The organism is Streptomyces canus, from assembly GCF_001514145.1.
Taxonomy (GTDB): Bacteria; Actinomycetota; Actinomycetes; order Streptomycetales; family Streptomycetaceae; genus Streptomyces; species Streptomyces canus.
This window is the reverse complement of record NZ_KQ948656.1, coordinates 949,437-974,690: the sequence shown is the minus strand read 5'-3', so window position 1 is coordinate 974,690 and position 25,254 is coordinate 949,437. Positions and strand designations below refer to the sequence as shown.

Genomic DNA, 25,254 nt, shown 5'->3' with positions numbered 1-25,254 from the left:
TCAGGCGCCGGGTCGTGGCCCAGAACCTGTGCACCGCGCTCGCCTCCCTGCTCACCCTGGCGGCACTGGCGTACTCCTGGCACTACTTCGACGAACCGCCGCGCGGCCACGCCGGTTCCTTCCCCGCGCTCCTGCTGCTCTTCCAGGGCGGCATGTGCGGGTTCGCGATCGCGGGCGACCTGTTCAAAGCGTTCGTGTGGTTCGAGCTGATGAGCGTCGTGGCGTACGCCCTCACCGGGCACCGGGTCGAGGAGGCCAGGGCCGTGCAGGGCGCGCTGACCTTCGCGGTCGTCACCTCGCTCGGTGCCTACGCCATGCTCATGGGGATCGGGCTGCTGTACGCGCGCACCGGCGAGCTGGGCATGCACCGGATCGGGCGCGGGCTGGACGCGCACGGACGCCCCCACGCCGTGGTCCTCGCCGCGTTCGTCCTGGTCATGACCGGACTGCTGGTCAAGGCGGCCGCCGTCCCCTTCCACTTCTGGCTGCCCGACGCGCACGCCGTCGCCCCCACCCCGGTGTGCATGCTGCTGTCGGGTGTCATGGTCGAACTCGGCGCCTTCGGCGTCTGGCGCGTCTACGGCACGGTCTTCTCCGGGCCCGGCGGCGTCCCGGCCCCCGAGTTCGAGCGGGTCCTCGTGGTGCTGGGCGCGCTGACGGCCGTGATCGGCGCGGTGATGTGCTGGTACCAGCGGCACATCGAACGGCTGCTGGCCTACTCGACGGTCGCCCACACCGGGCTCTTCCTCGTCGGCATCGGCGTGCTGAAGCCAGAGGCCGACGACGGGATCGCCCTGTACGTCCTCGGCCACGCCGCAGTGAAGGCCGCCCTGTTCGCGTGCACCGGCATCCTCCTCGACCGGTACGGCAGCGTCGACGAGCACGCCCTGTACGGCAGGGCCCGCGAACTGAAGGGCGTCGCCGTGCTGTTCGTCCTGGGAGCCCTCGGCCTCGCGGGCCTGCCGCCGTTCGGCACGGCACTCGGCAAGTCGGTGACGGAGGAGGCCGTGGGAGGCCCGCTCACGGTGCTGTACGTGGCGGCGAGCGCGGTGACCGCCGCAGCCGTGCTGCGGGTCGGCGCCCGGGTGTTCGGCGGCCTGGGCCCCAGGCCCGAGGCCGGTTCGGGGTACGGGACCACCGGCTCCGGCGAGCGGCCCGAGACCCGGCACCGGCTCGGCCGGATCCCGGATCCCGGACACCATGACCGCGGTGCCCGCCGTACTGCTCGCCGGAGCCGTCACCGTCGGCGTGGCCCCCGGTTTCGCGAAGGTGGTCGCGCACTCCGTGAACGAGACCGGATCCGCGGGGGTGTTCACCTCCGTCCACTGGACCCCGGCCGGGGTCCTGCTGGGCCTGGTCTCGACCCTGCTGGCCGGGGTCCTCGCCCTCCTCGCCGTCCTCCGCCCGAAGCCGTTCGCCGCACCGGACCGGGCGCTGCCGCTACGGCGTCTGCAGTCCGGGCACGTCGGCGACTACGTGGCATGGGTGCTGATCGGCACCACCGTGCTCGGCGCCCTCACCCTGCCGGGCATGCTCGGCGGCTGATCAGCTGCCGTAGGTGACCTCGACCTTCTTGAAGCCGAGCGAACTCAGCAGACCCTTCAGCATGTTGGTGGTGTTGGTCTCGGCCCGCTTGGTCAGCTCGCTCTCCTTCGCCGCCTCGTTGATGTGCTTCACCGCGAGCTTCTGCACGGCCTGTTCGCCGTTGGGGTTGTCGGAGAAGAAGTCGCCGAGCCGGTCGAGCAGACCGCGCTGCTTGGAGACCGCGTAGGAGCGGTCGGCGTCCAGCGTGGCCTTGCCGAGCTGCGCGTGCGGCAGATGGAGGGTGGCGGCCGTGCGGTCCTCGTTGACCGTCACGTCGTTCTTGGCGACCTTGCCGAGGTCGACGTAGGCGTCGACGGCGCCCGCCCCGACATACAGGGTGCGGGAGCCGCGGATCGCGTCGGGCAGGTACTTGGTGTCCTTCTCCAGGTCCACGACGACCTGGAAATTGCCGGAGGCGGCGTCGTAACGGCTGATGTCCTGGATGGACTCCAGAAGTGCGGGACCCGAACGGTCGTGGGTCTCCGTGCCGAACAGGTCCTTGAGGCCAGGGAGCACACTGAACCGGATCCCGGCGAAGAACACCACGAGCACCACCACGACGGCGGTCAGTATCTTCGCCCAGCCGGGCATGCGCCTGGACACGCGCCTGATGGGAGTCGTCATGCGACGGCCCTCCTTCCTACAAGCACGGATGCCCAGGGATGACCCCCAAAAGCCCTGCCGGACCGTCTTGTTGGCCGATTGGGACACTGACGGGACACAACGGGGCGCACTAGCGTGGAGAACTCCGCGTACCGGCGTGTCTGGAGACTTGGATGAGCACAGACAGCACGTCCCGCACCCTTCGTCCCATGCACCGCATCCCCCTGCCCGAGAACGGCCCGCCCCGGCTCACCACCCTGGCCACCGGCACCCCGGTGTGGCTCGTGACCCGCTACGCCGACGTGCGCCGGGTGCTCATGGACCCCCGCTTCAACAGGAAGTCCCTCACGGAAGCGGACGCCCCGCCCCTGCTCGTCGTACCGAACCTGCTGGACTCCCCGGACGGCCTCATCAACCAGGACGGCCCGCCCCACCAGCTGCTGCGGGGCACGGTCCAGCGGGCCTTCACCCCACGTGCGATCGCCCGCTGGCGGCCCTGGACCGCCTCCGTGGTGGAGACCCTCCTCGACGACCTCGCGGGGCAGCCGCAACCCGCCGACATCGTCGAGGGGTTCACCCGCCGGCTGCCGGTGTCGGTGATCTCCCGGCTGATGGGCCTGGAACACGCCGACTGGGAGCGCATCCGGGACTGGGCCGATCACGCCCTGTCCGGCGGTGCGCACCGTGCCGAGGAAGTCGGCGCGGCCATGCGGGAGTTCGGCCTGTTCTGCGCGGAACTGGTCGCCGAGCGGCGCAAGGAGCCGGGCGACGACCTGGTGAGCGCCCTGGTCGTCGCCGGTGACGGCCTCGGGATCGAGGAGCCCCGACTGATCGTCCTGGTCCTGGGTCTGGTCGTCGCCGGACACGAGACGACGATGACCGCCCTCGCCAACATCGTCGTCCACCTCCTCACCGACGGGCGGCAGGCCTGGACGGGGCTCGCCGAGAGCCAGGAGGCGGCCGAGACCGCGGTGGAACAGCTCCTGCGCACGATCCCGTTGAGTGAGGGGAGGGTGCTGCCCGGGCTGATCCGCCGGGCCGTGGAGGAGGTCGAGGTCGGCGGGGTGACGATTCCCGCCGGTGCGGTGGTCGCCGTCCAGACCAACGCGGCGAACAGGGACCCCGACGTCTTCCCGCAGCCCGACGAGACCGATCTGTTCGCCCCTCTCACCACCCCGAGCGTGGTCTTCGGTGCCGGTCCCCACCACTGCCTGGGCGCATGGCTGGCCCGCCTGGAGCTGGGGCTGGCCCTGCACCGGCTGGCGGTCCGGTTCCCGGGACTGCGGGCCGAGTTCACGCCGGAGACGATCGAGTGGCGGGAGGGACAGATGACACGGGGGCCGCGGCGGTTGCCGGTGTCCTGGTGAGTCCTCCTAGTGAGGCTTGAGTTCCCGGTCGCCCGAGGGCCTGGACCACCACACCCCTTCACCGTGCGTGAGACCGGGCAGTCGGAGTTCGATCTCGCGCACCCTCCGGGCCGGGAGCTCGCCGGTGATCAGCCATGCGGTGCTGCCGCCGGTCGTGCCCGTGAACTCGGCCCCCGCCGAGGCGAGTTGCGCGCTCACCGGGGCCAGCGCATCGAGGGGGACCTCCGCCTCGAACGCGTGGTACGGCTCGAACAGCCGTGTCCCGGCCTGCTCCAGGGCCCGGCGCAGCACGATCGGCGTGAGCCCCCGGAAGTCGGCGGCGGTACTGAGCGGCCCGACGAAACCGGAACGGACGAGGACGACCCGGTAGTCCGTCACGGTCGCCCCCGTCAGCCCGGTCCGCATGCTCACGTGGACCGTCTCCTCGACGGCCTGGTGGAACGCCCGGGGAAGCGCGCCGAGTTCCGTCTCGTACGCGAACACCCCGCCGGAGCCCCGCTCGCCCGGCTCGACCCGCAGTCCGATCGTCGCCCAGTAGCGCACGCGATCGTGCCAGGGCAGTTCGTCGCAGGCCTCACCGGTGCCGCGAGGGCGCTCCAGATACCGGACCCGGGCCGGCTCGAAGTCCGCCTCGACACCGAAGTCCTGGGCCAGGGTCGCCGCGAGCACCTCCATCTGGACCTCGCCGTACAGGAGCAGTGTGGTGGCGCCCCCGGCCGTGGGACGGGCGTGGATCAGTGGGTCCTGGTCGGCGAGGGACAGCAGCGCCGAGCGCAGCCGCGCCGCCTGTCCGGGGTGGCGGGCGGTGACCAGGGTTTCCAGGGTCGGGGGCGCGAACTGCGGTGCGCGCTCGGTGAGTTCGCCGAGCCGGTCGCCCACGCGCAGGCCGGAGGAGAAGGTCAGTGCCGCGATGTTCCCCGCGGTCAGCGGCCCGGCGAGACGGGTGACCCGCCCGGACACCCGGCTGGTCGTCCCGTCGGCCTCGCGCCTGAGGAGGGTGAGGCGCTGCCGTTCGGTCACCTCACCGCCGTAGAGCCGCAGATACGCGGTGCGCTCGCCGCCGGGTCCGGGCCGCACCGCGAACACCGTCCCGCGCGGATCACCGGCGGGTGTCACGGGAGGGCGGGGGATCAGTCGGGTCATCCCGTCGACCAGTTCGGTGATGCCCTGGCCGCCGAGGGCGGAGCCGAAGAACACCGGGTGGAAGGAGCCGTCGGCGGTGCGGGCGACAAGGGCTCTGTCGAGGTCGCCCGGGGTGGGCTCGGGGCCGTCCACGACCGCGGTGAGGATGTCCGGGTCCACGTCGGCGAGAGCCTCGGCCAGTCGCCGGTCGTCCGTCGAGAGGGCCCTCACGCGGGCGTCGGACGTGCCGATGCCCGCCACCCGCGTCAGCGGGGCGACGTGCGGCGTCAGCCGGCGCCGGATGTCGGCGAGCAGGCCCTCGGCGCGGGCGCCCGCCCGGTCGATCTTGTTGACGAAGACCAGTGTGGGCAGCCGCAGCCTGCGCAGGGTTCGCATCAGTACCCGGGTCTGCGCCTGCACGCCCTCCACGGCGGACAGCAGCAGCACCGCGCCGTCGAGTACCTCCAGGGCACGCTCGACCTCGGCGATGAAGTCGGAGTGGCCCGGGGTGTCGATGAGGTTGATCCGGGTGTCGCCGACGGTGAAGGAGGCGACCGCGGAGCGGATGGTGATGCCGCGCTGCCGCTCGATCGCGCCGTCGTCCGTGCGGGTGTCACCGGTGTCGACGCTGCCGAGCCGGTCGATCGCGCCGTGGTCGAACAGCAGCCGCTCGGTGAGGCTGGTCTTACCGGCGTCGACGTGGGCCAGAATGCCGATGTTCAGGGTGTGCATACGGGGTCGAGTCCTCAGAAGCCGTGGGCCGAAGGGGGCACTGGGTGACTTCGAGGAGTCGGCGCATGCGGGGCATCCTGACGTGAGAGGGCTCGGACATCGCCATGATGCCGCCCCTCGGCAGGGGGACCGCAACCGAATATCGGCGGCCGGGCGGCCGGTGGGCGAGCCCAGTAGCATGAGCCCGGCAGCCCGAGATGATCATCCTAGGAGCAGGTCAAGTGCGAGACATCGCCGTGTTCAGCGGTAGCGCCCACACCGAGCTGGCGGCGGAGGTCTGTGCACATCTCGGTGTGCCGCTCAGCCCCACCCGGGTCAGCCGGTTCGCCAACGACTGCCTGGAGGTGCAACTCCAGGCGAACTGCCGGGAGCGGGACGTCTTCCTCATCCAGCCACTGGTCAGGCCGGTTCAGGAACACCTGGTGGAGCTGCTGCTGATGTGCGACGCGGCACGCGGTGCCTCGGCGCGCCGGATCACCGTCGTCATGCCGCACTACTCCTACGCCCGCTCCGACAAGAAGGACGAGCCCCGCATCTCCCTCGGCGGGCGGCTCGTCGCCGACCTGATGGTGTCGGCCGGCGCGAGCCGTGTCCTCGCCATGACCCTGCACTCCCCGCAGGTGCACGGCTTCTTCTCGGTGCCCGTCGACCACCTGCACGCCCTGCGCGAGCTGGCCGCGCACTTCCGGCAGTACGACCTCTCCCGCACCACCGTCGTCTCCCCGGACCTCGGCAACGCCAAGGAGGCGGCCGCCTTCGCCCGGCTGATCGGCGCCCAGGTGGCCGCGGGCGCCAAGCAGCGGTTCGCCGACGACCGGGTCAGCATCAGCGACGTCATCGGCGAGGTCGCCGGACGGGACGTCATCGTGCTGGACGACGAGATCGCCAAGGGCAGCACGGTCCTGGAACTGCTCGACAGGCTGAGGGAGTTGGGCCCGCGATCCATCCGGGTCGCGTGCACGCACGGCCTGTTCGCGGACGGTGCCCTCAAGAGGATCGGCGAGCAGCCCGACGTACTGGAGATCGTGTGCACCAACACGGTGCCGGTCCCGGACGAGGAGCGCACCGACAAGCTGCAGATCCTGTCCATCGCCCCCGCCCTCGCCGAGGCCGTACGGCGCATTCACAACGGTGAGTCCGTCAGCGCCCTGTTCGACGCGCCCCGGAGCGAATAACTCCCGGTCATAACGGCTCGGAGGTGGCCTCGGGCTGGCCCAGGGCCGCGTCCAGCGACGGCAGCGGGGGCAGCAGCCGGGCCAGGCCGGTCACCCGGATGACCCGCAGGGTGAGCGGATGGGTGCAGACCAGGAGCAGCCTGCCGTTGTTGTCGAGCACGCGCGAGCGGGCCCGGTACAGCAGCCGCAGCCCGGAGCAGTCGAAGAACTCCACGCCGGTGAGGTCGATGACCAGCCGTGCGTCGGGACGCCCTGTGACGCGGTCCAGGTGGGGGAGGAGCTCCACGGCCGCGGCGATGTCGATCTCCCCGCGGAACTCCAGCACCGTGTGACCGCGGTCCTGGTGGACGCGCAGATGCCGGGACGGCGGCGCGGAATCCTGCTGCACGACGACATCGCCTCCAACCGGCTCCACAGGCGGCATGGGGTGCGTGCCAATCCGTTCCCCGCCCTGCAAGTTACCCTCGATGGAGTGAATTTGAGCATGTTCGATTGACATATGTCTGCGAATTGCGGCCGCCAGTTCGCAACGGATTCACGCGGGGCTCGCGCCCGGCTCACGACAGGGCGTGCCAGGCCCTGGTCAGCGCTTGACGGAACTGCTCGGTCTGGTGGGCGGTGAGGTCCCGCACCATCCTCTCCTCCAGCTCCCGCACCGGGCCCTCGTGCTGTGCGAGCAGCGCGCGTCCCTCCTCGGTCAGCAGGATCAGCAGTTCGCGGCGGTTCTTCGGGTTGCGCTCCCGGCGCACCAGCCCGCGGGTCTCCAGGGAACGCACGAGATCGGCGATCGACTGGGCGGTGACGAACGAGTCCCGGGCCAGTTGAGCCGCCGACAACCCGTCGTGCCGCTCGAGGACCGTGAGGGCCGTGTACTGCAGAGCGGTGATCCCGGACGGCCTGACCAGCTCGTCCAGATGGGAACGGACGACGAGCTCCACCTGTTTCACCATGTAGAGGAGCGACGGGGGCGCCTTGGTCACCTGTGTGTCGAGCATGGGTTCAGGCTAGAGCATTGACAGGAAACCTGTCTGTAAAGAGACTGCGAACCAACAGGAATCCTGTTGGTTGAAATCTTGGCGACGAAGCTGAGGAGCGGCGATGTCCCCCATCGAGATCGAACCCGGACGGCTGTTTGTGGGCGGCCAGTGGCGTGAGGCCGCCGACGGCGCACGCACCGAGGTGGTCGACCCGTCCCGGGGCGCGGTCGTCACCACCGTCGCGGAGGCCGGCGCCGCCGACGTGGACGCGGCCGTCCGCTCCGCCCGGGAGGCCTTCGACGACGGCGCATGGTCCGGCCTCAGCGGTCGCGAGCGGGGCCGGATCCTGCACCGGGTCGCCGAGCTGATCCGTGAGAACGCCGACGAACTCGCGCAACTGGAGAGCCTGGACGTAGGCAAGCCGATCTCGCTGTGCCACGCCGTGGACGTGACCAACGCGGCCAACGACTACGAGCACTTCGCGGCCCTCGCCCACTCGCTGGACGGCTCCGTCCGGAACACGCCCATGAACGCCCTCGCGTACACCAAGCGCGAGCCGCTCGGCGTGGTCGCCGCGATCACCCCGTTCAACTTCCCGCTGATTCTCGCCGGTTCCAAGATCGGCCCCGCGCTCGCCGCAGGCAACACGGTCGTGCACAAGCCGGCGGACGAGACCCCGCTCAGCGCCCTCTACATGGCCGGACTGCTCCAGCGGGCCGGCGTCCCGGACGGGGTCGTCAACGTGGTCACCGGTGCCGGGCCGGTGGCCGGCGAGGCCCTGCTGCGCCACCGCGGGGTCGACAAGGTCGCCTTCACCGGCTCCACCGCGATCGGCCGGCACGTGGCGGCCACCGCGGGCGAGGCGCTCAAGCCCGTCACCATGGAGCTCGGCGGCAACGCGGCCAACATCGTCTTCGAGGACGCCGACCTGGAGAAGGCGGTCGGCGCGATCATCAAGGCGTTCGTCTTCAACACCGGCCAGTTCTGCATGGGCGGCCCGCGCCTGCTCGTGGCCCGCTCGGTCCACAGCACCCTGCTGGGCATTCTCGCCGACGCCGTGCCCGGCGTGCCGGTCGGCGACCCGCGCGACCCCGGGACCGTCGTCGGCCCGATGGCGGGGGAGAAGCACCTGAAGAAGGTCGAGGAGTACATCGACCTGGCCCGCAAGGAGGGCGGCCGGATCGTCTGCGGCGGTGAGCGCCTCGACCTGGACGGCGGCTTCTACTACAAGCCCACGGTGATCGCCGACCTCTCCAACGACTCCCGGGTCGTGCAGGAGGAGATCTTCGGACCGGTGCTGACCGTGCAGCCCTTCGACAGCGAGGACGAGGCCGTCGCCCTCGCCAACTCCACGCCGTACGGCCTGGCCTCGGGCGTCCAGACCACGAACCTCGCCCGCGCGCACCGGGTCGCGGACCGGCTCCAGGCGGGCATCGTCTGGGTCAACGACTGGGCGATGCTCGACCCCGCGGTGCCCTTCGGCGGGGTCAAGGACTCCGGCTACGGCCGCGAGTACGGCCCCGAGGCGCTCGACGCCTACACCAGGGTCAAGTCCGTCGTCGTCTCGCTCGACTGAGCGCGCGCCCGAACACGCTTGAAAACAAAGGGAGTTCGTACGATGCCCACCACCACCCGCGCCGCCGTCGTCGAGTCCGGCGGAGCACCCTTCACCCTCTCCGAGGTCGAGCTCGACGAGCCCGGACCGCACGAGGCAATCGTCCGCATGGTCGCCACCGGTCTGTGTCACACCGACCTCGGGGTGGCGAGCGGCGGACTGCCCTTCCCGCTGCCCGGAGTCCTCGGGCACGAGGGCGCGGGAGTCGTCGAGGCCGTCGGACCGGCCGTCACCGGCGTCGCCCCCGGCGACCACGTCGTGCTGTCCTTCACCTCCTGCGGCGACTGCCGCAACTGCGACGGCGGCCACCCCGCCTACTGCGCCACCTGGCTGCCACTGAACCTCCTCGGCGGCCGCCGGGCCGACGGCACCAGCACCATCAGCCGGGACGGCGAGCCGCTCGGCGGCCACTTCTTCGGCCAGTCCTCGTTCGCCGAGCGCGCCCTGGTCGACGAGCGCAGCCTCGTCAAGGTCGACCAGGACGTGCCGCTGGAGTCCATCGCCCCGCTCGGCTGCGGAGTGCAGACCGGAGTCGGCGCCGTGTGGAACGTCCTGAAGCCGGTCACCGGTTCCACGATCGTCGTGCTCGGCGCCGGAGCGGTCGGCCTCTCCGCCGTCATGGCCGCCGCCCTCACCCCCGCCACGACGATCGTCGCTGTCGACCGTTTCGGCGAACGCCTCGCTCTGGCACGGGAGTTGGGCGCCACCCACACCGTCAACGCGGCCGAGGAGGACCTCGGCGAGGTGCTCGCGGCCATCACCGGCGGTCAGGGCGCGGACGGCATCGTGGAGACCACGGGCAACGTCAACGTCCTGCGCCAGGGCGTCGACGCGCTCGGCGCGCGCGGCACGGTGGTCGTCGTGGGCGCCCCGCCGTTCGGCACCGAGGTCTCCCTCGACGTCAACGGGCTCCTCGGCGGCAAGCGGGTCGTCGGCCTCACCCTCGGCGACGCCGAGACGCAGAGCTTCATCCCCGCCCTGGTCCGTCTCGTGAAGGAGGGGCGCCTCCCGCTGCACCGCCTGATCAGTACCTATCCGTTCGCGGACATCGACCAGGCGGTACGGGACATGCGCGCGGGCAAGGCGATCAAGCCCGTGCTGACGTTCTGACGGGTCAGTCGACCACCAGAACCAGCTTCCCCGTCGTACGGCCGGTGTCGCCCAGCGCATGCGCCTCGGCGGCATCGGCCAGCGGGAAGGTCCCCGCGACCGTGGCCCGCAGGTCGCCCTGCTCCACCAGCTCCGCGATCGCGTTCATCCCCGCGCGGTCGGCGTCCACGAGCATCCGCACGGCCCTGACGCCCAGCCGCTCGGCCTCCTCGCCGAACTCGTCCGAGCCGACCGGCAGGATCGACACCACGATCCCGCCCGGCCGCAGCACCCGCAGCGAGCGCACCGAGGTGTCGCCGCCCAGCGTGTCCAGCACCACGTCGACGTCCTTCACCACTTCGGTGAAGTCCGTGTCCCGGTAGTCGATCACCTCGTCCGCGCCCAGCTCGCGCAGGAAATCGTGCTTGCCCGCGCTCGCGGTACCGATCACGTACGCGCCCCGCGCCTTGGCGATCTGCACGGCCACATGGCCCACCCCACCTGCCGCCGCGTGGATCAGCACCCGCTGCCCCGGCCGGAGTTCCGCGTTCTCGACCAGCGCCTGCCACGCGGTCAGCGCCACCAGCGGCAGCGCGCCGGCCTGCGTGTGGTCGATCGACGACGGCTTGTGCGTGAGGGCCCGCACCGGCGCGACGACGTACTCGGCGTGCGAACCGTGGCCCCACGGGTACGGCAGCATGCCGAACACCTCGTCACCGGGCTGGAAGGTGGCGACCCCGATGCCGACCGCCTCGACCACGCCGGAGACGTCCCAGCCGAGGACGAACGGCGGCTCGCCGAGGAAGCCGCCGGTGGCGCGGTGCTTCCAGTCGGTCGGGTTCAGGCCGGCCGCCCGCACCCGGACCAGTACCTGGTTGGGCCGCGGCGCGGGGCGCTCGACCTCGATCTCCTCAAGGACCTCGGGACCGCCGAGGGTGGACTGGCTGATGGCTCGCATGGTGTTCACAGTGCTCATGGTCGTCCAGCCTGCCCGGCCCCGCCCGTCCGGGAAATGGCATGATTGCCAAGCTTCGATAGGATCGTGCCATGCGACATGTGGAGCGGACCGAGCGGGTCGTGGTGCTGGCCCTGGACGGCGTGTACCCCTTCGAGCTGGGCATCCCCAGCCGGATCCTCGGCGCCGCCGACGGCCGGTACGAGGTGCTGACCTGTTCGGTCGACGGCCGACCGGTGCGCAGCAACGCCGACTTCACCATCGGCGTCGAGCATGGGCCGGAGATCCTGGCCACCGCCGACACCGTGGTGATCACCCCCGTCTCGCCGGAGCGGATGCCCGCCGGGCTCCCGGAGGAGGTGCGCGAGGCCCTCGCGTACGTCCGCCCCGACACCCGGATCGTCTCCATCTGCACCGGTGCCTTCGTCCTCGCCGCGGCCGGTCTCCTGGACGGCCGCCGGGCGACCACCCACTGGCAGCTCGCCGGCCGCTTCCGGAGCATGTTCCCGCACATCGACCTCGACCCCGACGTGCTCTTCGTCGACGACGGCAGCATCCTCACCTCGGCCGGAGCCGCCTCCGGCGTGGACGTCTGCCTGCACCTCGTCCGCAAGGACCACGGCAGCGAACTCGCCAACGCCGTCGCCCGCCGCTGTGTGGTCCCGCCGTTCCGGGACGGCGGCCAGGCCCAGTACATCGAGCAGCCGGTCCCGGAGCAGGGCGCCGCGAGTACCGCCGGGACCCGCGCCTGGGCCCTGGAGCGCCTCGACGAGCCCCTGACCCTGGCCGACCTCGCCGCGCACGCCCGGATGAGCCTGCGCACCTTCGCCCGCCGCTTCAACGACGAGGTGGGCATGAGCCCCGGCCGCTGGCTCATCCAGCAGCGCGTCGCCCGGGCCCGCCACCTCCTGGAGTCCAGCGACCTGGCGGTCGACCAGATCGCCGGCCGCGTCGGTTTCGCCACGGGCGCGTCCCTGCGCCAGCACCTGCACGCGGCGATCGGGGTGTCACCGCAGGTGTACCGGCGGACGTTCCAGACGGCGGCGCGCTGAACGTTCCGGTGCCCCGCGGCGTCGAAGGATCATGAGAGCGGGCGGAGCAACGGGGGCCGGGATGCGCAGAAGGCTGACGGCGGTGCTGGGGGCGGTGCTGGTCATGGTGGTCGGGGGATGCGATTCCGGGGACGACGTGGTCGTCGACGGTACGGCGCCGAGCGTGCCGTACGGCGGACCGCTGAACGTCCCCACGAAGGAACTGGACGAGCACACCCCGCAGGCGCTGCGGCTCGCCTCGGGTGCCGCGGGCCGGGCCCTGGAGTGCGCCGGGGAGATCCACAACGGCAACGGCCCCGACGGCTGGAGCAGCGACGACGGCGGGGACAGCCCGGAGGAAGGGCTGAAGCTGTACTTCGACCTGTTCGCCCCGGGCGACCCCCGGTCCGGCTACCGCGTCGAGCGCCGCGAGACGGACCGCGTGCTGTACTCGTACGACGTCGACGGGCGGACCAAGGTGGCGGTCGTGGTCGCCAAGGACCAGCAGGACAGGCCCGGTTGGGGCCCGGAGGCCAGCGCGTCCTGCGATCCGTCCGAACTCCCGGCCGACTGGACCGACTCCCACGGCTACGAGATCTGGACCGGCCGCGCGGGCGAGCGGGTGCCCACCACCGAGGTGAGCAGCGGTCCCGGGGACGACCACTGCGGCTGGGGTGAGGTGCACTTCCTGGACCTCGGCGAACGGATGTACGCCCGTGACCCGGAGCGCCTGCTCGAACCCGGCATGCTCACCGCGGCCTACGACGGCTCGGCCGACCTGCCGGCGGACGCCCACGACACCGGAAACCGGTACGAGGACTGGCAGTTGTGGCTGACCGACGACCGACGCACGGCGTACGTCCGCACCGCCGACGGCGTGGAGGCCTGGCCCCTGCTCAGGGAACACGTGGCCTGCAAGTGATCCGGCCTCACCGGCTCGCGTGCAGCGCGACCAGCAACTGCCAGACCTGGTCGGCGATGTCGGCCGCGGTGGCGTCGAGCAGCCCGTGCAGCCAGTCGGCCAGTACGCCGGCGAAGGTGGCCGCGACCGCGGAGGCGACCAGAGGGGCGTCCGCCGCGCCCGCGAGCTCGCGCTCCCGCAGGCTGTAGGCCCTCAGGTCCCGGTGCAGGACCCTGCCGAGGGGGCCGCCGCCGCCCGGAGCGAGCAGGGAGCGGTACAGGGCGGTGTGCGGGGTGAGCGAGTCGAAGAACTCCGCGAGCGCGGGCGGCGCGTGCACCGGGTCGGGCCGCCCGCGCCAGGCGTGCAGCGCCTCCACGGCGTCCCGTACGACGTCCGCGCAGGCGTCGACGGCGAGCGCCTCCAGGCCGTCGTAGTGCACGTAGAAGGTCGCCCGGCCGACCCCGGCCCGCCGCACCAGCGCGGCCACGCCGACCTCCTCCAGCGGCCGCTCGGCGCACTCCGCGAGCAGCGCCTCCCGCAGCCGCGCCCGGGTGCGGGCCGCCCGCGGGTCCTCGGGTGCGGCGCGCGTCACTGCGCTACGAGCACGGCCGCCAGGGCGAGCGCGCCGGGCAGGGCCTGGGCGGCGAGGATCCGGACGTTGGCCGTGACAGCGCCGTACACACCCGCGACGATCACGCACACCAGGAAGAACACCTGTGCCCGGAACCCGGTCGGATCCCCGGCCAGGAGCCCCCACACCAGTCCCGCGGCGAGGAAGCCGTTGTACAGGCCCTGGTTGCCGGCCATGGCGGCGGTGGCCCGGGCCATCTCCGGGTCGAAGCCGTGAAAGGACATCCCCGGCTTCTTCTGCCACAGGAACATCTCCATCACCAGGATGTACACGTGCAGCGCCGCCACCAGGGCGACCAGCACATTCGCCAGGATCTCCATCAGCTTCCCCTACTTCTTGGACGTGTGTCCACTATAGCTGGACAACCGTCCAGGAAGTCCACTGTCGGTGTCGGCGGCTAGCGTGAGCGCCATGACCACCGAGGAAGACCTGACCGTGCGCCGTGCCCGCCCCGACGACCTCCCGGGGCTCGTCGCCTCCAGTGCGGGCCTGTTCGCCGAGGACGCCGGAACCAGGGACCCGATCGTCGACGTCGGCTGGCCGCGCGAGCACGGAGCCGCCTCGTTCACGGCGGCCCTGGCGGACCCGGCACGGCTCGTCCTGGTGGTGGCGTACGACGGTGAGGTGGTGGGGCACCTGACCGGATCCCTGACCGAACCCTCGGCCGTGCGACCCGTGAAGTCGGCCACGCTGAACGGCCTGTACGTCCGCCCGGCCCATCGGCGCGCGCGGGTCGGCGCCCGCTTGGTGGAGGAGTTCCTGGCCTGGGCCGGGGCGCAGGGGGCCGTGCAGGCGGAGGTCGCCGCCTACGCGGCCAACCCGGAGGCGATCCGTTTCTACGAGCGCCAGGGATTCGGGGCCCACGCCGTGACCCTGCGACACGTCCTAGGCCGAAAGGCGGAGGTGGAAGCCGGTCCGAACGGCCAGACTGATGCCGTCACTTGAAGATCCAGCAGGAGGACGCACGCCGATGGCCCCGCAGCCGCCACGCTCCGCGAAGCAGCGTAAGCAGGACACCCTGAACCGACTGGAGCACGACGAGGACGTCTGGGTCGCCACGGCCCCGGACGACGGCTCGGGTGTGCCGTACCTCGTCCCGCTCTCGTTCCTCTGGGACGGCTCCACCATCCTCCTGGCCACCCCGGCCAACAGCCCCACCGGGCGGAACCTGAAGGCGACCGGCAGAGTGCGTCTCGGCCTGGGGCCCACCCGGGACGTAGTGATGATCGAGGGCACCGTCGACACCATCACCCAGGCCGAACTGACCGGCGAGGAGGGGGACCGGTTCGCCGCACGAACCGGCTTCGACCCCCGCCGGCTCAGCACGCCCTACCTGTACTTCAGGGCTCGCCCACAGCGGGTGCAGGCCTGGCGGGAGGCCAATGAGCTCACGGGGCGTGAGCTGATGTCGGACGGACAGTGGCTGGTCGCCGACTGAATCGGCCGTGCCGGGATATCCGCAAGGTACAGGGCCGCGGGGCGCCAACACCCCGTGGCCGAACCCTTCGGAGGAGACATGGCACTGGTGAAAGCGGGGGTCGTCGTGCTCGACTGTGCCGAGCCCGAGAAGCTCGCCGTGTTCTACAAGGACCTGCTGGACGCCGAGGAGACGGATGCGACCGCCAACCGCGTGGAGATCAGGGGCGCCGACGGCTTCCGGCTGGCGTTCCGCCGTGATGTGAACGCCACGCCGCCGAGCTGGCCCCGCCCCGAGAACTCCCTCCAGGCCCACATCGACTTCGTGGTGGAGGACCTGGACGCGGTCGAGCGCAAGGTGGTGGAGCTCGGCGGCCGCCCGCTGGAGGCGAAGGACGTCGCCGGGCCGTTCGAGGAGCGCGGCTACGCCGACCCCGCCGGCCACTCCTTCACCCTGCGCCTGGTCACCCCGACCGCGCCCAAACAGGGCTGAGTCAGTCCCGGCCGCCCTTCTCGGAGGCCGGCCAGGTGCCCGTGGACCGCTCGATGGCCTTCGCACCCGTGCGGTCCACGGCACTGCGCACCGTGGCGAAGATGGCGCCCTGGATCGCGGCCGCCAGGAGGATCTCCCCCCAGCCGCGGTCCCGGTCCAGGGCGTCGGGCGCGTCCTCCTCGTGCCGGATCGCCATCCACGTCTTGCGGAAGGCGAGTCCCGCCAGCCAGCCGCTCGACCAGCCGAGGACGAATCCGAGGGGCTGGTAGGCGAGGGGCAGCTTCATCTTCTTCTTCTTCTTGGCCATGAGGGTCTCCTAGGTCGAGTGAGTCGTTGATCGGGGGACGATCAGGGACGTCCCTGTGCCGGAACCTGCTCCTGCGGGGGAGGGGGCCCCGGCGGGGTCCCGTCGCCGAACGGACGGCCGCCGAGCTCCTCACGGTGATGCGGCGTCAGCCAGCCCGCCAGGTCCGGCCCGAGCGGGACGATGCCGGTCGGATTGATGCCGGTGTGCACCTGGTGGTAGTGCCGCTTGATGTGGTCGAAGTCGACGGTGTCACCGAAGCCCGGTGTCTGGTAGAGGTCGCGGACGTACGCCCACAGCACCTCGTTCTCCGCCAGCTTCCAGCGGTTGCACTTGAAGTGACCGTGGTAGACGGCGTCGAAACGCACCAGCGTGGTGAACAGCCTGATGTCCGCCTCGGTGAGCGTGTCCCCGACGAGATACCGCTGCCGGGCCAGGTGCGAGGTCAGCAGGTCGAGCCGGCGGAACACGCCCGCGCAGGCCTCCTCGTACTCCTCCTGGCCGGTGGCGAAACCTGCTCGGTACACACCGTTGTTGACGTCCTCGTACACCTCCGCCATCACCGTGTCGATCTCGTCGCGCAGCGCCCGCGGATACAGATCGGGCGCGCCGTCCCGGTGCAGGGCCGTCCATTCGGTGGCCAGGTCCAGGGTGAGCTGCTGGTCGTCGTTGGTGACGAGCTTCCCGCTGGGAACGTCCACGAGCGCGGGCACGCTCACCCCGCCCGGATAGTCGCTCTCCCGCTTGTCGTAGGCCTCGCTGAGGTAGCGGATGCCGAGCACCGGGTCGCGGTCGTCCGGGTCCAGGGTGAATCGCCAGCTGCGGTCGTCCTGGATCGGATCGGCGATCGCCATGGACAGCGCGTCCTCCAGTCCGAGCAGCCGTCGCGAGATCACCGCCCGGCTCGCCCAGGGACACGCACGACTGACCACCAGCCGGTACCGGCCGGCCTCCACCGGCCAGCCGTCCCGGCCGTCGGCGGTGACCCGGTCCGCGAAATGGCTCTTGGACCGCTTGAACGCCTTCTGGCCGTACGAGCTGTTGCCGTCGTCGGCGCTGCCCATGGTTCCTCCCGTAGTACGCATGTCCTGGTGGACGCGTTCCCCGTTTTCGGGAGTCGGCACGGTGTGAGTGCCCGGGAGCCGGGCAGTCGGCGAAGGTGAGCGGGACATCGAAGAACAACACAGCGGACCGGAAAACACGCGTCACCGTGCTGGTGGCCCTCGCGGCGAACCTGGTGATCGCGGTCGCCAAGGCCGTCGGAGGCCTCCTCGCGGGCTCTCCCGCGCTGCTGTCGGAGGCGGCGCACTCCGTCGCGGACAGCCTCAACGAGGTCTTTCTGCTGGCCGCGCTGCGTCGCAGCCGTCGCCCCGCCGACCGGCGGCATCCCTTCGGCTACGGCAAGGAGCGGTACTTCTGGTCGCTGATCGCGGCCGTCGGGATCTTCGTGATGGGCGGCTGCTTCTCCTTCTTCCAGGGCATCGAGGCGCTGCGCAACGGCGCCGAGGAAAAGCTCAGCGGCTATGTGGCGGGCCTGATCGTGCTGGGCGTGGCCTTCATCGCCGAGGGGATCTCGCTCGTGCGGGCGCTGCACCAGGTGCACAAGCAGGGCGGAGCCGCCCAGGGCATGCGCGACCCCGCCCTGCGCACGGTCGTCGCCGAGGACGGCACGGCGGTGCTCGGTGTGACCCTCGCCATGGCCGGCATGGCGCTGCACATGGTCACCGGGCAGGTCGTCTGGGAGGCGTCCGCCTCACTGGCCATCGGCGCGCTGCTCGTCTACGTGGCCTATCGGCTCGGACGCGAGGCCAAGGGACAGCTGATCGGTGAGGCCGCCGACCCGGAGTCCAGTGCCCGGATCCGGGCACTGCTGGACGCACAGCCCGAGATCGACAGCGTGGAGGCGCTGTTCACCATGAAGATGGGGCTGGACTCGGTTCTGGTGGCCGCCCGTGTGGACCTGGTGCCGGGACTGGACAGCGAACGGGTCGAGGAGGTCGCCGTACGCATCAAGCGGTCCGTCGCCCGGACCGTGTCCGAGGCGGACCAGATCTTCCTCGACGTGACCGACCGGCCGGCCGAGGAGGCACGAGAAAGCCCCGCCGCGACGGGGGAACGCGGCGGGGCCTGAGGCACGGGTGCCCGGCCGAAACCGGTTCATGCGTCCTCGGGAAAAGATTTTCTCGAAGTCGCTCAGACCTCTTCGGCGGGCTCCAGGATGAAGACCGGGATCACCCGGTCCGTCTTCTTCTGGTAGTCGGCGTACGGCGGGTACGCCGCGACGGCCCGCTCCCACCACTCGTCCTTCTCCGCGCCGGTGATCTCGCGGGCCGTGAAGTCCCGCTTGACCGAGCCGTCCTGGAGCTCGACATGCGGATCGGCCTTGACGTTGTGGTACCAGACCGGGTGCTTGGGCGCGCCGCCCAGCGAGGCGACCACCGCGTAACGCCCGGCGTGCTCGACACGCATCAGCGGGGTCTTGCGGATGCTGCCGCTCTTCGCGCCCCGCGTGGTCAGCACGATGACCGGCATCCCCGTGTCCATGAGCGTGTTCCCCTTGGTGCCGCCGGAGCTCTCGTACAGCTCCACCTGCTCACGCACCCACTGGGTCGGGCTGGGCTCGTACTCGCCCTCAAGAGGCATGGTTTCCGTCTCCTCGTCGTCTGCTACGGCGTTCTCGTACGGGACTGCAACACCGTCCTGAACGGTAATCATCCCCCCGCACAGGGTGGTACACCCAGGACCGCCACGGCGTCGATCTCCGGCCAGATTGCCCCCGCCACCGATCTGGCCGAACTTCTCGTCGCCCTATAGATGCCCCGAGCATCTAATGAAGATCTGCACGACGCACCCTTCGTCTGCGAGGTCTTCCATGACGGAAACGGAACCTGTCGCCTTCCCCCAGGACCGGACCTGCCCCTACCACCCGCCCACCGGCTACGAACCCCTGCGCGCCGCCCGCCCGCTGTCCCGGATCGCCCTCTTCGACGGCCGTCCGGCCTGGCTGGTGACCGGACACGACACCGCCCGCGCCCTGCTCGCCGACCCCCGGCTGTCCACCGACCGCACCCGCGACGGCTTTCCCGCGCCCACGGCACGCTTCGCGGCGATCAAGAACCGGAGGACCGCGCTGCTGGGCGTCGACGACCCGGAGCACCGGGTCCAGCGACGCATGATGGTCCCCAGTTTCACGCTCCGGCGGGCCACCGAACTGCGTCCCCGCATCCAGCGGATCGTCGACGACCGCATCGACGCCATGATCGCCCAGGGGCCGCCCGCCGAGCTGGTGAGCGCCTTCGCGCTGCCCGTCCCGTCGACGGTGATCTGCGCCCTGCTCGGCGTGCCCTACACCGACCACGACTTCTTCGAAGGGCAGTCCCGACGGCTGCTGCGCGGCCCCGCGGCCGCGGACGTCATGGACGCCCGCGATCAACTGGAGGAGTACTTCGACGAGTTGATCGACCGCAAACAGAAACAGCCGGAGCCCGGCGACGGCGTACTCGACGAACTCGTCCACCGGCAGCTGCGGGACGGGGAGCTGACCCGCGAGGAACTGATCGCGCTGGCGATCATCCTGCTGGTCGCCGGCCACGAGACGACCGCCAACATGATCTCGCTCGGCACCTACACCCTCCTCCAGCACCCCGACCGGCTGGCCGAGTTGCGTGCCGACCCCGCGCTGATCCCGAACGCGGTCGAGGAACTGATGCGCATGCTGTCGATCGCCGACGGACTGCTGCGGATGGCCCTGGAGGACATCGAGGTGGCCGGGACGACGATCCGGGCGGGCGAGGGGGTCGTCTTCTCGACCTCGGTCGTCAACCGCGACGAGGACGTCTACGCCGATCCGGACAGCCTGGACTGGCACCGCCCCGCCCGGCACCACATCGCGTTCGGCTTCGGCATCCACCAGTGCCTCGGCCAGAACCTCGCCCGCGCCGAACTGGAGATCGCCCTGCGCACCCTCTTCGACCGGCTGCCCACCCTCCGCCTCGCCGCCCCCGCCGACGAGATCCCCTTCAAGCCCGGCGACACGATCCAGGGGATGCTGGAACTCCCCGTGACCTGGTAGGAGGCCCGCCCATGCACATCGACATCGACAAGGAGGCCTGTATCGGGGCGGGCCAGTGCGCCCTGGCCGCACCGGGCGTCTTCACCCAGGACGACGACGGCTTCAGCGCGCTCCTGCCCGGCCGGGAGGACGGCGACGGCGACCCCATGGTCCGGGAAGCAGCCCGGGCGTGTCCCGTCGCCGCCATCACCGTGTCGGAGACGGTGAGCTGAACCGGCCAGGCGGGTCGAGCACCCCCGGCTCGACCCGCCGCGGCGACGACGTCGTACGAAGTGGTCCGCCGGCCCTCGACGGTGACGGTGAGCGCGGACAGCAGCCGCCTGCGCGGGGCGACGACGGGGCGTCGATCAGGGCGAGGTCCGTGATCTGGGAGCGCTCGCGCAGCGCCACCGTCCCCTCGGCCACCGCGCGGGCGCCCCGCAGTTCCACCGGCAACCCGGGCGGCAGCGCGGCAGAGTCCCGGCGCACCACGTCCGGGGCCGGCACGTCCAGCAGCCCGCCCTGGTCACACCGCGCGCGGTGTGACCAGGAACGCCGACGGCACCGCCGTCGCCTGACCTCAGCGCGGCTCCAGCAGCGTTCGGGCCGCCTCCCGCGCCTGCGCCGCGGGCCGTGTGCTCCGCGTGATGCCCGCTGTCACCATGGCCCCTTCGGCGAGCAGGAAGAGCGGCCCGGCCAGCGCCGCGGGCCGCCCCGCGGCGGCCACGAGTGAGGCGAGGTAGTCCCCGAACGCCCTCTTGTGCGCCCGGACCTGGGCCGCCACCCGGTCCGAGGTCGCGCCCAGCTCGCCGTACGAGTTGATCCACGCGCACCCGCGGAAGCCCTCCTCGCCGAACCACTCCTCCAGCCAGTCGAACACCGCGAGGATCCGTTCCTCAGGGGCCGACCGGAGTTCCACGAACTCGGCCAGCCGCCCCCGCCACCGTCCGTCCCGCCGCTCCAGATAGGCCTCCACCAGCTGCTCCTTCGCCGGGAACAGCTGGTAGAGCCGCTTGAGGGAGACGCCGGACGCGCCCCGTATGTCGTCCATGCCGACGGACTGGATGCCCCGCCCGTAGAACAGCTCCTCGGCGGCGTCCAGCGCCCGCTCGCGGGCCACTGCGCTGTCCATGGACGACCACTCCTTGACGTGAGAACGAGCGTTCTCCTACGGTAGCAGGCAGCCCGGAGAACGTACGTTCTCCCCTTTCCCGGCCGCTTCGGCCACGGAGGATGACATGACCGACCGCCCACCCCTGCCGCCCTTCACCCGCGAGAGCGCCGCCCAGAAGGTGCAGGCCGCCGAGGACGCCTGGAACACCCGCGATCCACAGCGCGTGGCACTCGCCTACTCCGAGGACTCCGTGTGGCGCAACCGCGGCACCTTCGTCACCGGGCGCGCCGAGATCGTCGGGTTCCTCACCGCGAAGTGGGCGCGCGAGCGGGAGTACGCGCTGCGCAAGGACCTGTGGGCCTACGACGGCAACCGCATCGCGGTGCGCTTCCAGTACGAGTGCCAGGACACCGACGGGCAGTGGTGGCGGTCGTACGGCAACGAGCTGTGGGAGTTCGACGAGCACGGGCTGATGACCCGGCGCGAGGCGAGCATCAACGACGTGCCGATCGAGGAGAAGGAGCGCCGGATCCACGGACCACGCCCCGAGACCGAGCGGGGGCTGTCCTTCCCGCTTCAGTAGGGTTCCGGCGTGACCGATCAGGACGAGATACCGCCCTTCTTGTACGTCGTCGTGTGCGCCGCCGGCATCGCGGTGGATGTCGGCAAGCTGATCACCGCCGCGCAGGAGCGGGAGTGGCAGGTCGGCGTCATCGCCACCCCCACCGCGATGAACGGCTTCTTCGACACGGCGGCCGTCGAGGCGGCCACCGGCCACCCGATCCGCTCCGCGTGGCGTCGGCCGGGGGAGCCGCGGCCCTTCCCGGACCCGGACGCGGTCGTGGTGGCCCCGGCCACCTTCAACACGATCAACAAGTGGGCGGCCGGCATCGCCGACACCCTCGCGGTGGGCACGCTGTGCGAGGTGGCCGGCCGGGGCGTCCCGATCGGCGTCCTGACCTGTGTCTCCGACGACCTCGCCGGTCACCCCGCCTACCAGGACAGCCTGATCCGGCTGCGGGGGATGGGCGTGCGCTTCGGACACCCCTACCAGGGCGCCGAGGGCGAGGAGTTCGGATGGGAACGGGCGCTGGATCTGCTCGAGCCGGGAAGATGCTGAAGCGCGAAGTCGTACGCTCCACTTCGGACCTCTCTCGACGTCAGGAGCAGCAACGATGCAGTACGTGAAGCTCGGTTCGACGGGCCTGGACGTCTCGCGGATCTGTCTGGGCTGCATGTCCTACGGCCTGCCGGACCGCGGCGTGCACGAGTGGACCCTCGACGAGGAGGCGTCGCGGCCACTGATCCGGCAGGCCCTGGACGCGGGCATCAACTTCTTCGACACCGCGAACGTCTACTCCGACGGCACCAGTGAGGAGATCGTCGGCAAGGCCCTCACGGACTTCGCGAACCGCGACGAGATCGTGCTCGCGACCAAGGTGAACGGCCCGATGCGGTCCGGGCAGAACGCCGCCGGACTGTCCCGCAAGGCGATCATGACGGAGATCGACCACAGCCTCAGGCGCCTCGGCACCGACTACGTCGACCTCTACCAGATCCACCGCTTCGACCCGCGCACCCCGGTCGAGGAGACGATGGAGGCGCTGCACGACCTGGTGAAGGCGGGCAAGGTGCGCTATCTCGGGGCCAGTTCGATGTACGCCTGGCAGTTCTCCAAGATGCAGTACACGGCCGAGCGGCACGGCTGGACGAAGTTCGTGTCCATGCAGAACCACTACAACCTCCTCTACCGCGAGGAGGAGCGCGAGATGCTGCCGCTCTGCGCCGACCAGGGCGTCAGCGCCCTGCCGTGGAGCCCGCTCGCCCGCGGCCGCCTGACCCGGGACTGGGGCACGGTCACCGACCGCAGCTCCACCGACAACTTCGGCAGCCGCCTCTACCAGGAGGGCGACCGCGCCATCGTCGAGGCCGTCACCCGCATCGCCGGCGACCGGGGCGTCCCGCGCGCCCAGGTGGCCCTGGCCTGGCTCCTGGCCCAGGACACGGTGGCCGCCCCGATCGTGGGAGCGGGCAAGCCGCACCACATCGAGGACGCCGTGGCAGCGGTCGAACTGCAGCTCAGCGAGAAGGAGATCGAGGAGCTGGAGGGACCGTACACGGCCCGTCCGATCGTCGGCCACAGCTGACTAGTGCGGCCCGTGCGGTGCGAACTCCGTGCCGCACGGCCCCGCCCCCTCGCTCTCCGGCAACGGCACCCGCGCACCGCTCATCGACAACGTCCGGTAGTAGTGCCCGATCCGCTCGGTGGAGGCCCCCACGTAGTGCCCGATGAACGACCGGCGGAACCGGTCGGCCGTGCGGTTCGGCTGCGAGCCGTGCACCAGGCTCCCGTTGAAGAACAGAACATCCCCCGGAGCCATGTCGACGGGAACCGCGGCGAGTCCCGGTGGCGGTGCCACGTACTCCCGCGCGAACGACACCTCGGAGTCCGCGAGTTCCGGGCAGAACAGGTCCATCCGGTGCGTGCCCGGGACGACCTCCAGCCCTCCGTTGTCCCGGTCGATCACATCGCAGGCCACCCAGGCCGCGACGCAGGTGCCCGGTTCGACCCGCAGATAGAAGTTGTCCTGGTGCAGCGCCTGCCCCCGCGCCCCCGGCGGCTTGAAGTAGAACATGCTCTGCGCGGCCAGCACTTCCTCCCCGAGCAGCGTCTCCAGCACCTCCCGCAGCCGGGCGTCCAGCAGGAAGCGCAGCGCGAGGTCGTCGATCTCGTGCGGCTGCATCACCCGCGGATACCTCCGCAGCGGATCCGTCTCCTCGCCCGGCGCACTCGGCTCGAAATGCCCCGGCACCGGTCCGCCGGCGTGCAGTGCCGTGAACTCGCCGCACAACCGGTCGATCTCGTCGCGTGCGAACAGCCCGCGAACGACCATGAAGCCGTCCTCCTGGAACTGCCGGACCCCTGTCTCGATGCCTGTGACTGTCATGTGTCCCCTCCCTGGTGAGCTGTGTTCCACTCGTCACGCTAGGCCGCAGCCCGCCCGAGGAGGATGCCCGTGACCGCCGTCGGATTGCCCGAGACTGTCGCACCCGGCGACCCCGGCCCGCCACCGGGCCTTGTGGTCGTCGGCCGCTACGACGAACTCCCGGGCTACACCGTCCACCGACCGCGGGGCGCCGACAGCTGGCTGCTCACCTGGACGGTGGGCGGCCGGGGCACCCTGTGCCAGGGACGGACCGAGACCGGGGCGGGCGCCGGGGACCTGGTGGTGCTCGCGCCCGGCACCCCGCACCGCTACGGCGTCCAACACGGCGCCGACCACTGGCGGTTCTGGTGGGCGCACTGCGGGGCCAGACCGTCCTGGACCGCCTGGCTCGGGCCGCACGGCAGGGGCGACGGCATGTACGTCGTCACCCCGGGCGCCGGGGCCGACGGCCCGAGCGCCCGCATCGAGGCGGCCTTCCACCGGATGCTCGCCGACGCCCGCTGGACCGGCACCGGCACCCCGCCCCAGACCGCCCCGCCCGCGTCCGCACCGGCCGACGACCGGGTCGCCGTCGCCGTGGCCCACGGCACCACCGCCCGCGAACTCGCCCTGTGCGCGCTGGAGGAGGTCGTCCTGCTCACCGTCGGTGCCGCGCGCGGGAACCGGACCGGGACCGGCGTCGACCCCCGGGTGCGGCGCGCCCAGGAGCTGATCGCGGCCGATCCCGGCGCCCCGCACACCGTGCGGTCGCTCGCCGCCGAAGTGTCGCTGTCGCCGTCCCGGTTCGCCCACCTCTTCACCCGGCAGCTGGGCCGGTCACCGATGCGGGAGCTGCGCGAGTCGCGCCTGAACCATGCCGCCCGACTGCTGGAGAGCACCGACCTGTCCGTGGAACGCGTCGCCGCCGTTTCCGGTTTCGCCAGCCCTTTCCACTTCAACCGGGTCTTCCGTGCCCGCTACGGGACTCCGCCCGGGGCCTACCGGACCACCGGGCCAAAGGTTGGGACCTGACCTCGCGGGGCGATCCGGACGTGGTGTGGAGTGCCGGTTCAATGGTTGGTGCGGACGAGGTGCCGCGCCAAGTGAATCCCGTTTCCAATTACGGTGGCCGAATAAGGCGGCAATCCGCAGTCACCGGGCTTGACG

At 71.3% G+C, this 25,254-nt stretch carries 28 protein-coding genes and 1 pseudogene; 17 read left to right on the top strand and 12 right to left on the bottom strand.

Annotated features, from left to right (window positions below; genetic code table 11):
* Nucleotides 1-35 precede the first annotated feature (35 nt).
* Nucleotides 36-1,545 (top strand): annotated as a pseudogene (locus AQJ46_RS04340) (complex I subunit 5 family protein); the annotation flags it as partial.
* On the opposite strand, the gene AQJ46_RS04335 reads toward AQJ46_RS04340, so the two are convergent.
* Nucleotides 1,546-2,208 (bottom strand): DUF4230 domain-containing protein, encoded by a 663-nt coding sequence (locus AQJ46_RS04335; RefSeq protein WP_057612942.1) that lies wholly within the window; start codon nt 2,206-2,208, stop codon nt 1,546-1,548.
* 152 nt (nt 2,209-2,360) lie between these two features.
* Here AQJ46_RS04335 and AQJ46_RS04330 point away from each other — a divergent pair, with 152 nt between their 5' ends.
* On the top strand, nt 2,361-3,554 hold the full coding sequence (locus AQJ46_RS04330) for a cytochrome P450 (protein WP_059204264.1): 1,194 nt from the start codon (nt 2,361-2,363) through the stop codon (nt 3,552-3,554).
* A gap of 6 nt (nt 3,555-3,560) precedes the next feature.
* Here AQJ46_RS04330 and otr(A) read toward each other — a convergent pair whose 3' ends face one another.
* Nucleotides 3,561-5,408, bottom strand: a complete 1,848-nt coding sequence (gene otr(A) / locus AQJ46_RS04325) for a tetracycline resistance ribosomal protection protein Otr(A) (RefSeq protein WP_059204263.1) — start codon at nt 5,406-5,408, stop codon at nt 3,561-3,563.
* A 221-nt stretch (nt 5,409-5,629) separates the two neighbouring features.
* On the opposite strand from otr(A), the gene AQJ46_RS04320 reads away from it, so the two are divergent.
* Nucleotides 5,630-6,583: a ribose-phosphate diphosphokinase gene (locus AQJ46_RS04320; RefSeq protein ID WP_059204262.1), complete on the top strand. Its 954-nt coding sequence runs from the start codon at nt 5,630-5,632 to the stop codon at nt 6,581-6,583.
* Nucleotides 6,584-6,590: 7 nt separating this feature from the next.
* Here AQJ46_RS04320 and AQJ46_RS04315 read toward each other — a convergent pair whose 3' ends face one another.
* On the bottom strand, nt 6,591-7,007 hold the full coding sequence (locus AQJ46_RS04315) for an anti-sigma factor antagonist (RefSeq protein ID WP_057612946.1): 417 nt from the start codon (nt 7,005-7,007) through the stop codon (nt 6,591-6,593).
* A 133-nt stretch (nt 7,008-7,140) separates the two neighbouring features.
* The gene (locus AQJ46_RS04310) at nt 7,141-7,578 is read right to left on the bottom strand and encodes a MarR family winged helix-turn-helix transcriptional regulator (protein ID WP_057612947.1); all 438 of its coding nucleotides are present in this window, start codon (nt 7,576-7,578) and stop codon (nt 7,141-7,143) included.
* Between the two features lie 103 nt (nt 7,579-7,681).
* On the opposite strand from AQJ46_RS04310, the gene AQJ46_RS04305 reads away from it, so the two are divergent.
* Both AQJ46_RS04305 and AQJ46_RS04300 read left to right on the top strand, forming a co-directional pair.
* Nucleotides 7,682-9,136: an aldehyde dehydrogenase family protein gene (locus AQJ46_RS04305; RefSeq protein WP_059204261.1), complete on the top strand. Its 1,455-nt coding sequence runs from the start codon at nt 7,682-7,684 to the stop codon at nt 9,134-9,136.
* A gap of 42 nt (nt 9,137-9,178) precedes the next feature.
* Nucleotides 9,179-10,285 carry an NAD(P)-dependent alcohol dehydrogenase gene (locus tag AQJ46_RS04300; RefSeq protein ID WP_059204260.1) on the top strand — a complete coding sequence of 369 codons (1,107 nt, stop codon included), beginning with the start codon at nt 9,179-9,181 and terminating at the stop codon, nt 10,283-10,285.
* 4 nt (nt 10,286-10,289) lie between these two features.
* Here the strand turns inward: AQJ46_RS04300 and AQJ46_RS04295 are convergent, their stop codons facing one another.
* A complete protein-coding gene (locus AQJ46_RS04295; protein ID WP_059204259.1) occupies nt 10,290-11,240 on the bottom strand; it encodes an NADP-dependent oxidoreductase in 951 nt (316 codons plus the stop codon).
* Nucleotides 11,241-11,311: 71 nt separating this feature from the next.
* Here AQJ46_RS04295 and AQJ46_RS04290 point away from each other — a divergent pair, with 71 nt between their 5' ends.
* Nucleotides 11,312-12,271 (top strand): GlxA family transcriptional regulator, encoded by a 960-nt coding sequence (locus tag AQJ46_RS04290; protein WP_057612951.1) that lies wholly within the window; start codon nt 11,312-11,314, stop codon nt 12,269-12,271.
* Between the two features lie 61 nt (nt 12,272-12,332).
* Nucleotides 12,333-13,172 (top strand): hypothetical protein, encoded by an 840-nt coding sequence (locus AQJ46_RS04285; RefSeq protein ID WP_059204258.1) that lies wholly within the window; start codon nt 12,333-12,335, stop codon nt 13,170-13,172.
* A 7-nt stretch (nt 13,173-13,179) separates the two neighbouring features.
* On the opposite strand, the gene AQJ46_RS04280 is transcribed toward AQJ46_RS04285, so the two are convergent.
* Both AQJ46_RS04280 and AQJ46_RS04275 read right to left on the bottom strand, forming a co-directional pair.
* Nucleotides 13,180-13,743, bottom strand: a complete 564-nt coding sequence (locus tag AQJ46_RS04280) for a TetR/AcrR family transcriptional regulator (protein ID WP_059204257.1) — start codon at nt 13,741-13,743, stop codon at nt 13,180-13,182.
* The gene (locus tag AQJ46_RS04275) at nt 13,740-14,102 is read right to left on the bottom strand and encodes a DUF1304 domain-containing protein (protein ID WP_059204256.1); all 363 of its coding nucleotides are present in this window, start codon (nt 14,100-14,102) and stop codon (nt 13,740-13,742) included. The genes AQJ46_RS04280 and AQJ46_RS04275 overlap by 4 nt, the downstream gene beginning before the upstream one ends.
* Nucleotides 14,103-14,193: 91 nt before the next feature.
* On the opposite strand from AQJ46_RS04275, the gene AQJ46_RS04270 reads away from it, so the two are divergent.
* The 3 genes from AQJ46_RS04270 (at nt 14,194) to AQJ46_RS04260 (ending at nt 15,691) form a co-directional block, all read left to right on the top strand.
* On the top strand, nt 14,194-14,727 hold the full coding sequence (locus tag AQJ46_RS04270) for a GNAT family N-acetyltransferase (protein ID WP_059204424.1): 534 nt from the start codon (nt 14,194-14,196) through the stop codon (nt 14,725-14,727).
* Between the two features lie 25 nt (nt 14,728-14,752).
* Nucleotides 14,753-15,220, top strand: a complete 468-nt coding sequence (locus tag AQJ46_RS04265; protein ID WP_059204255.1) for a pyridoxamine 5'-phosphate oxidase family protein — start codon at nt 14,753-14,755, stop codon at nt 15,218-15,220.
* A gap of 78 nt (nt 15,221-15,298) precedes the next feature.
* Complete coding sequence (locus AQJ46_RS04260) at nt 15,299-15,691, top strand: VOC family protein (RefSeq protein ID WP_059204254.1); 393 nt, start codon at nt 15,299-15,301, stop codon at nt 15,689-15,691.
* 1 nt (nt 15,692) lies between these two features.
* On the opposite strand, the gene AQJ46_RS04255 is transcribed toward AQJ46_RS04260, so the two are convergent.
* Both AQJ46_RS04255 and AQJ46_RS04250 read right to left on the bottom strand, forming a co-directional pair.
* Entirely contained in the window at nt 15,693-15,998 is a 306-nt protein-coding gene (locus AQJ46_RS04255) for a DUF4235 domain-containing protein (protein WP_059204253.1), read from the bottom strand.
* A gap of 41 nt (nt 15,999-16,039) precedes the next feature.
* Entirely contained in the window at nt 16,040-17,059 is a 1,020-nt protein-coding gene (locus tag AQJ46_RS04250) for a glutathione S-transferase family protein (protein ID WP_059204252.1), read from the bottom strand.
* A gap of 95 nt (nt 17,060-17,154) precedes the next feature.
* On the opposite strand from AQJ46_RS04250, the gene AQJ46_RS04245 reads away from it, so the two are divergent.
* Nucleotides 17,155-18,126, top strand: coding sequence for a cation diffusion facilitator family transporter (locus AQJ46_RS04245; protein ID WP_079072103.1), 972 nt, complete (start codon nt 17,155-17,157; stop codon nt 18,124-18,126).
* A 62-nt stretch (nt 18,127-18,188) separates the two neighbouring features.
* Here the strand turns inward: AQJ46_RS04245 and AQJ46_RS04240 are convergent, their stop codons facing one another.
* A complete protein-coding gene (locus AQJ46_RS04240; RefSeq protein WP_059204250.1) occupies nt 18,189-18,638 on the bottom strand; it encodes a nitroreductase family deazaflavin-dependent oxidoreductase in 450 nt (149 codons plus the stop codon).
* 229 nt (nt 18,639-18,867) lie between these two features.
* Between AQJ46_RS04240 and AQJ46_RS04235 the strand changes: the two genes are divergently transcribed.
* Both AQJ46_RS04235 and AQJ46_RS04230 read left to right on the top strand, forming a co-directional pair.
* Complete coding sequence (locus AQJ46_RS04235) at nt 18,868-20,067, top strand: cytochrome P450 (protein WP_059204249.1); 1,200 nt, start codon at nt 18,868-18,870, stop codon at nt 20,065-20,067.
* Between the two features lie 11 nt (nt 20,068-20,078).
* The gene (locus tag AQJ46_RS04230; protein ID WP_057612962.1) at nt 20,079-20,279 is read left to right on the top strand and encodes a ferredoxin; all 201 of its coding nucleotides are present in this window, start codon (nt 20,079-20,081) and stop codon (nt 20,277-20,279) included.
* A gap of 347 nt (nt 20,280-20,626) precedes the next feature.
* Here AQJ46_RS04230 and AQJ46_RS04225 read toward each other — a convergent pair whose 3' ends face one another.
* Nucleotides 20,627-21,178 carry a TetR/AcrR family transcriptional regulator gene (locus AQJ46_RS04225; RefSeq protein ID WP_059204248.1) on the bottom strand — a complete coding sequence of 184 codons (552 nt, stop codon included), beginning with the start codon at nt 21,176-21,178 and terminating at the stop codon, nt 20,627-20,629.
* Between the two features lie 106 nt (nt 21,179-21,284).
* Between AQJ46_RS04225 and AQJ46_RS04220 the strand changes: the two genes are divergently transcribed.
* From AQJ46_RS04220 to AQJ46_RS04210, 3 genes are read left to right on the top strand one after another with little or no spacing between them, the layout of a single operon-like run.
* Nucleotides 21,285-21,743, top strand: coding sequence for a nuclear transport factor 2 family protein (locus tag AQJ46_RS04220; protein ID WP_057612964.1), 459 nt, complete (start codon nt 21,285-21,287; stop codon nt 21,741-21,743).
* A 9-nt stretch (nt 21,744-21,752) separates the two neighbouring features.
* Nucleotides 21,753-22,280: a flavoprotein gene (locus AQJ46_RS04215; protein WP_059204247.1), complete on the top strand. Its 528-nt coding sequence runs from the start codon at nt 21,753-21,755 to the stop codon at nt 22,278-22,280.
* Between the two features lie 55 nt (nt 22,281-22,335).
* Complete coding sequence (locus AQJ46_RS04210; protein WP_059204246.1) at nt 22,336-23,307, top strand: aldo/keto reductase; 972 nt, start codon at nt 22,336-22,338, stop codon at nt 23,305-23,307.
* On the opposite strand, the gene AQJ46_RS04205 is transcribed toward AQJ46_RS04210, so the two are convergent.
* Nucleotides 23,308-24,108 (bottom strand): phytanoyl-CoA dioxygenase family protein, encoded by an 801-nt coding sequence (locus AQJ46_RS04205; RefSeq protein WP_059204245.1) that lies wholly within the window; start codon nt 24,106-24,108, stop codon nt 23,308-23,310.
* A 63-nt stretch (nt 24,109-24,171) separates the two neighbouring features.
* Between AQJ46_RS04205 and AQJ46_RS04200 the strand changes: the two genes are divergently transcribed.
* Nucleotides 24,172-25,119 (top strand): helix-turn-helix domain-containing protein, encoded by a 948-nt coding sequence (locus AQJ46_RS04200; protein WP_079072102.1) that lies wholly within the window; start codon nt 24,172-24,174, stop codon nt 25,117-25,119.
* The last annotated feature ends 135 nt before the right edge of the window (nt 25,120-25,254 follow it).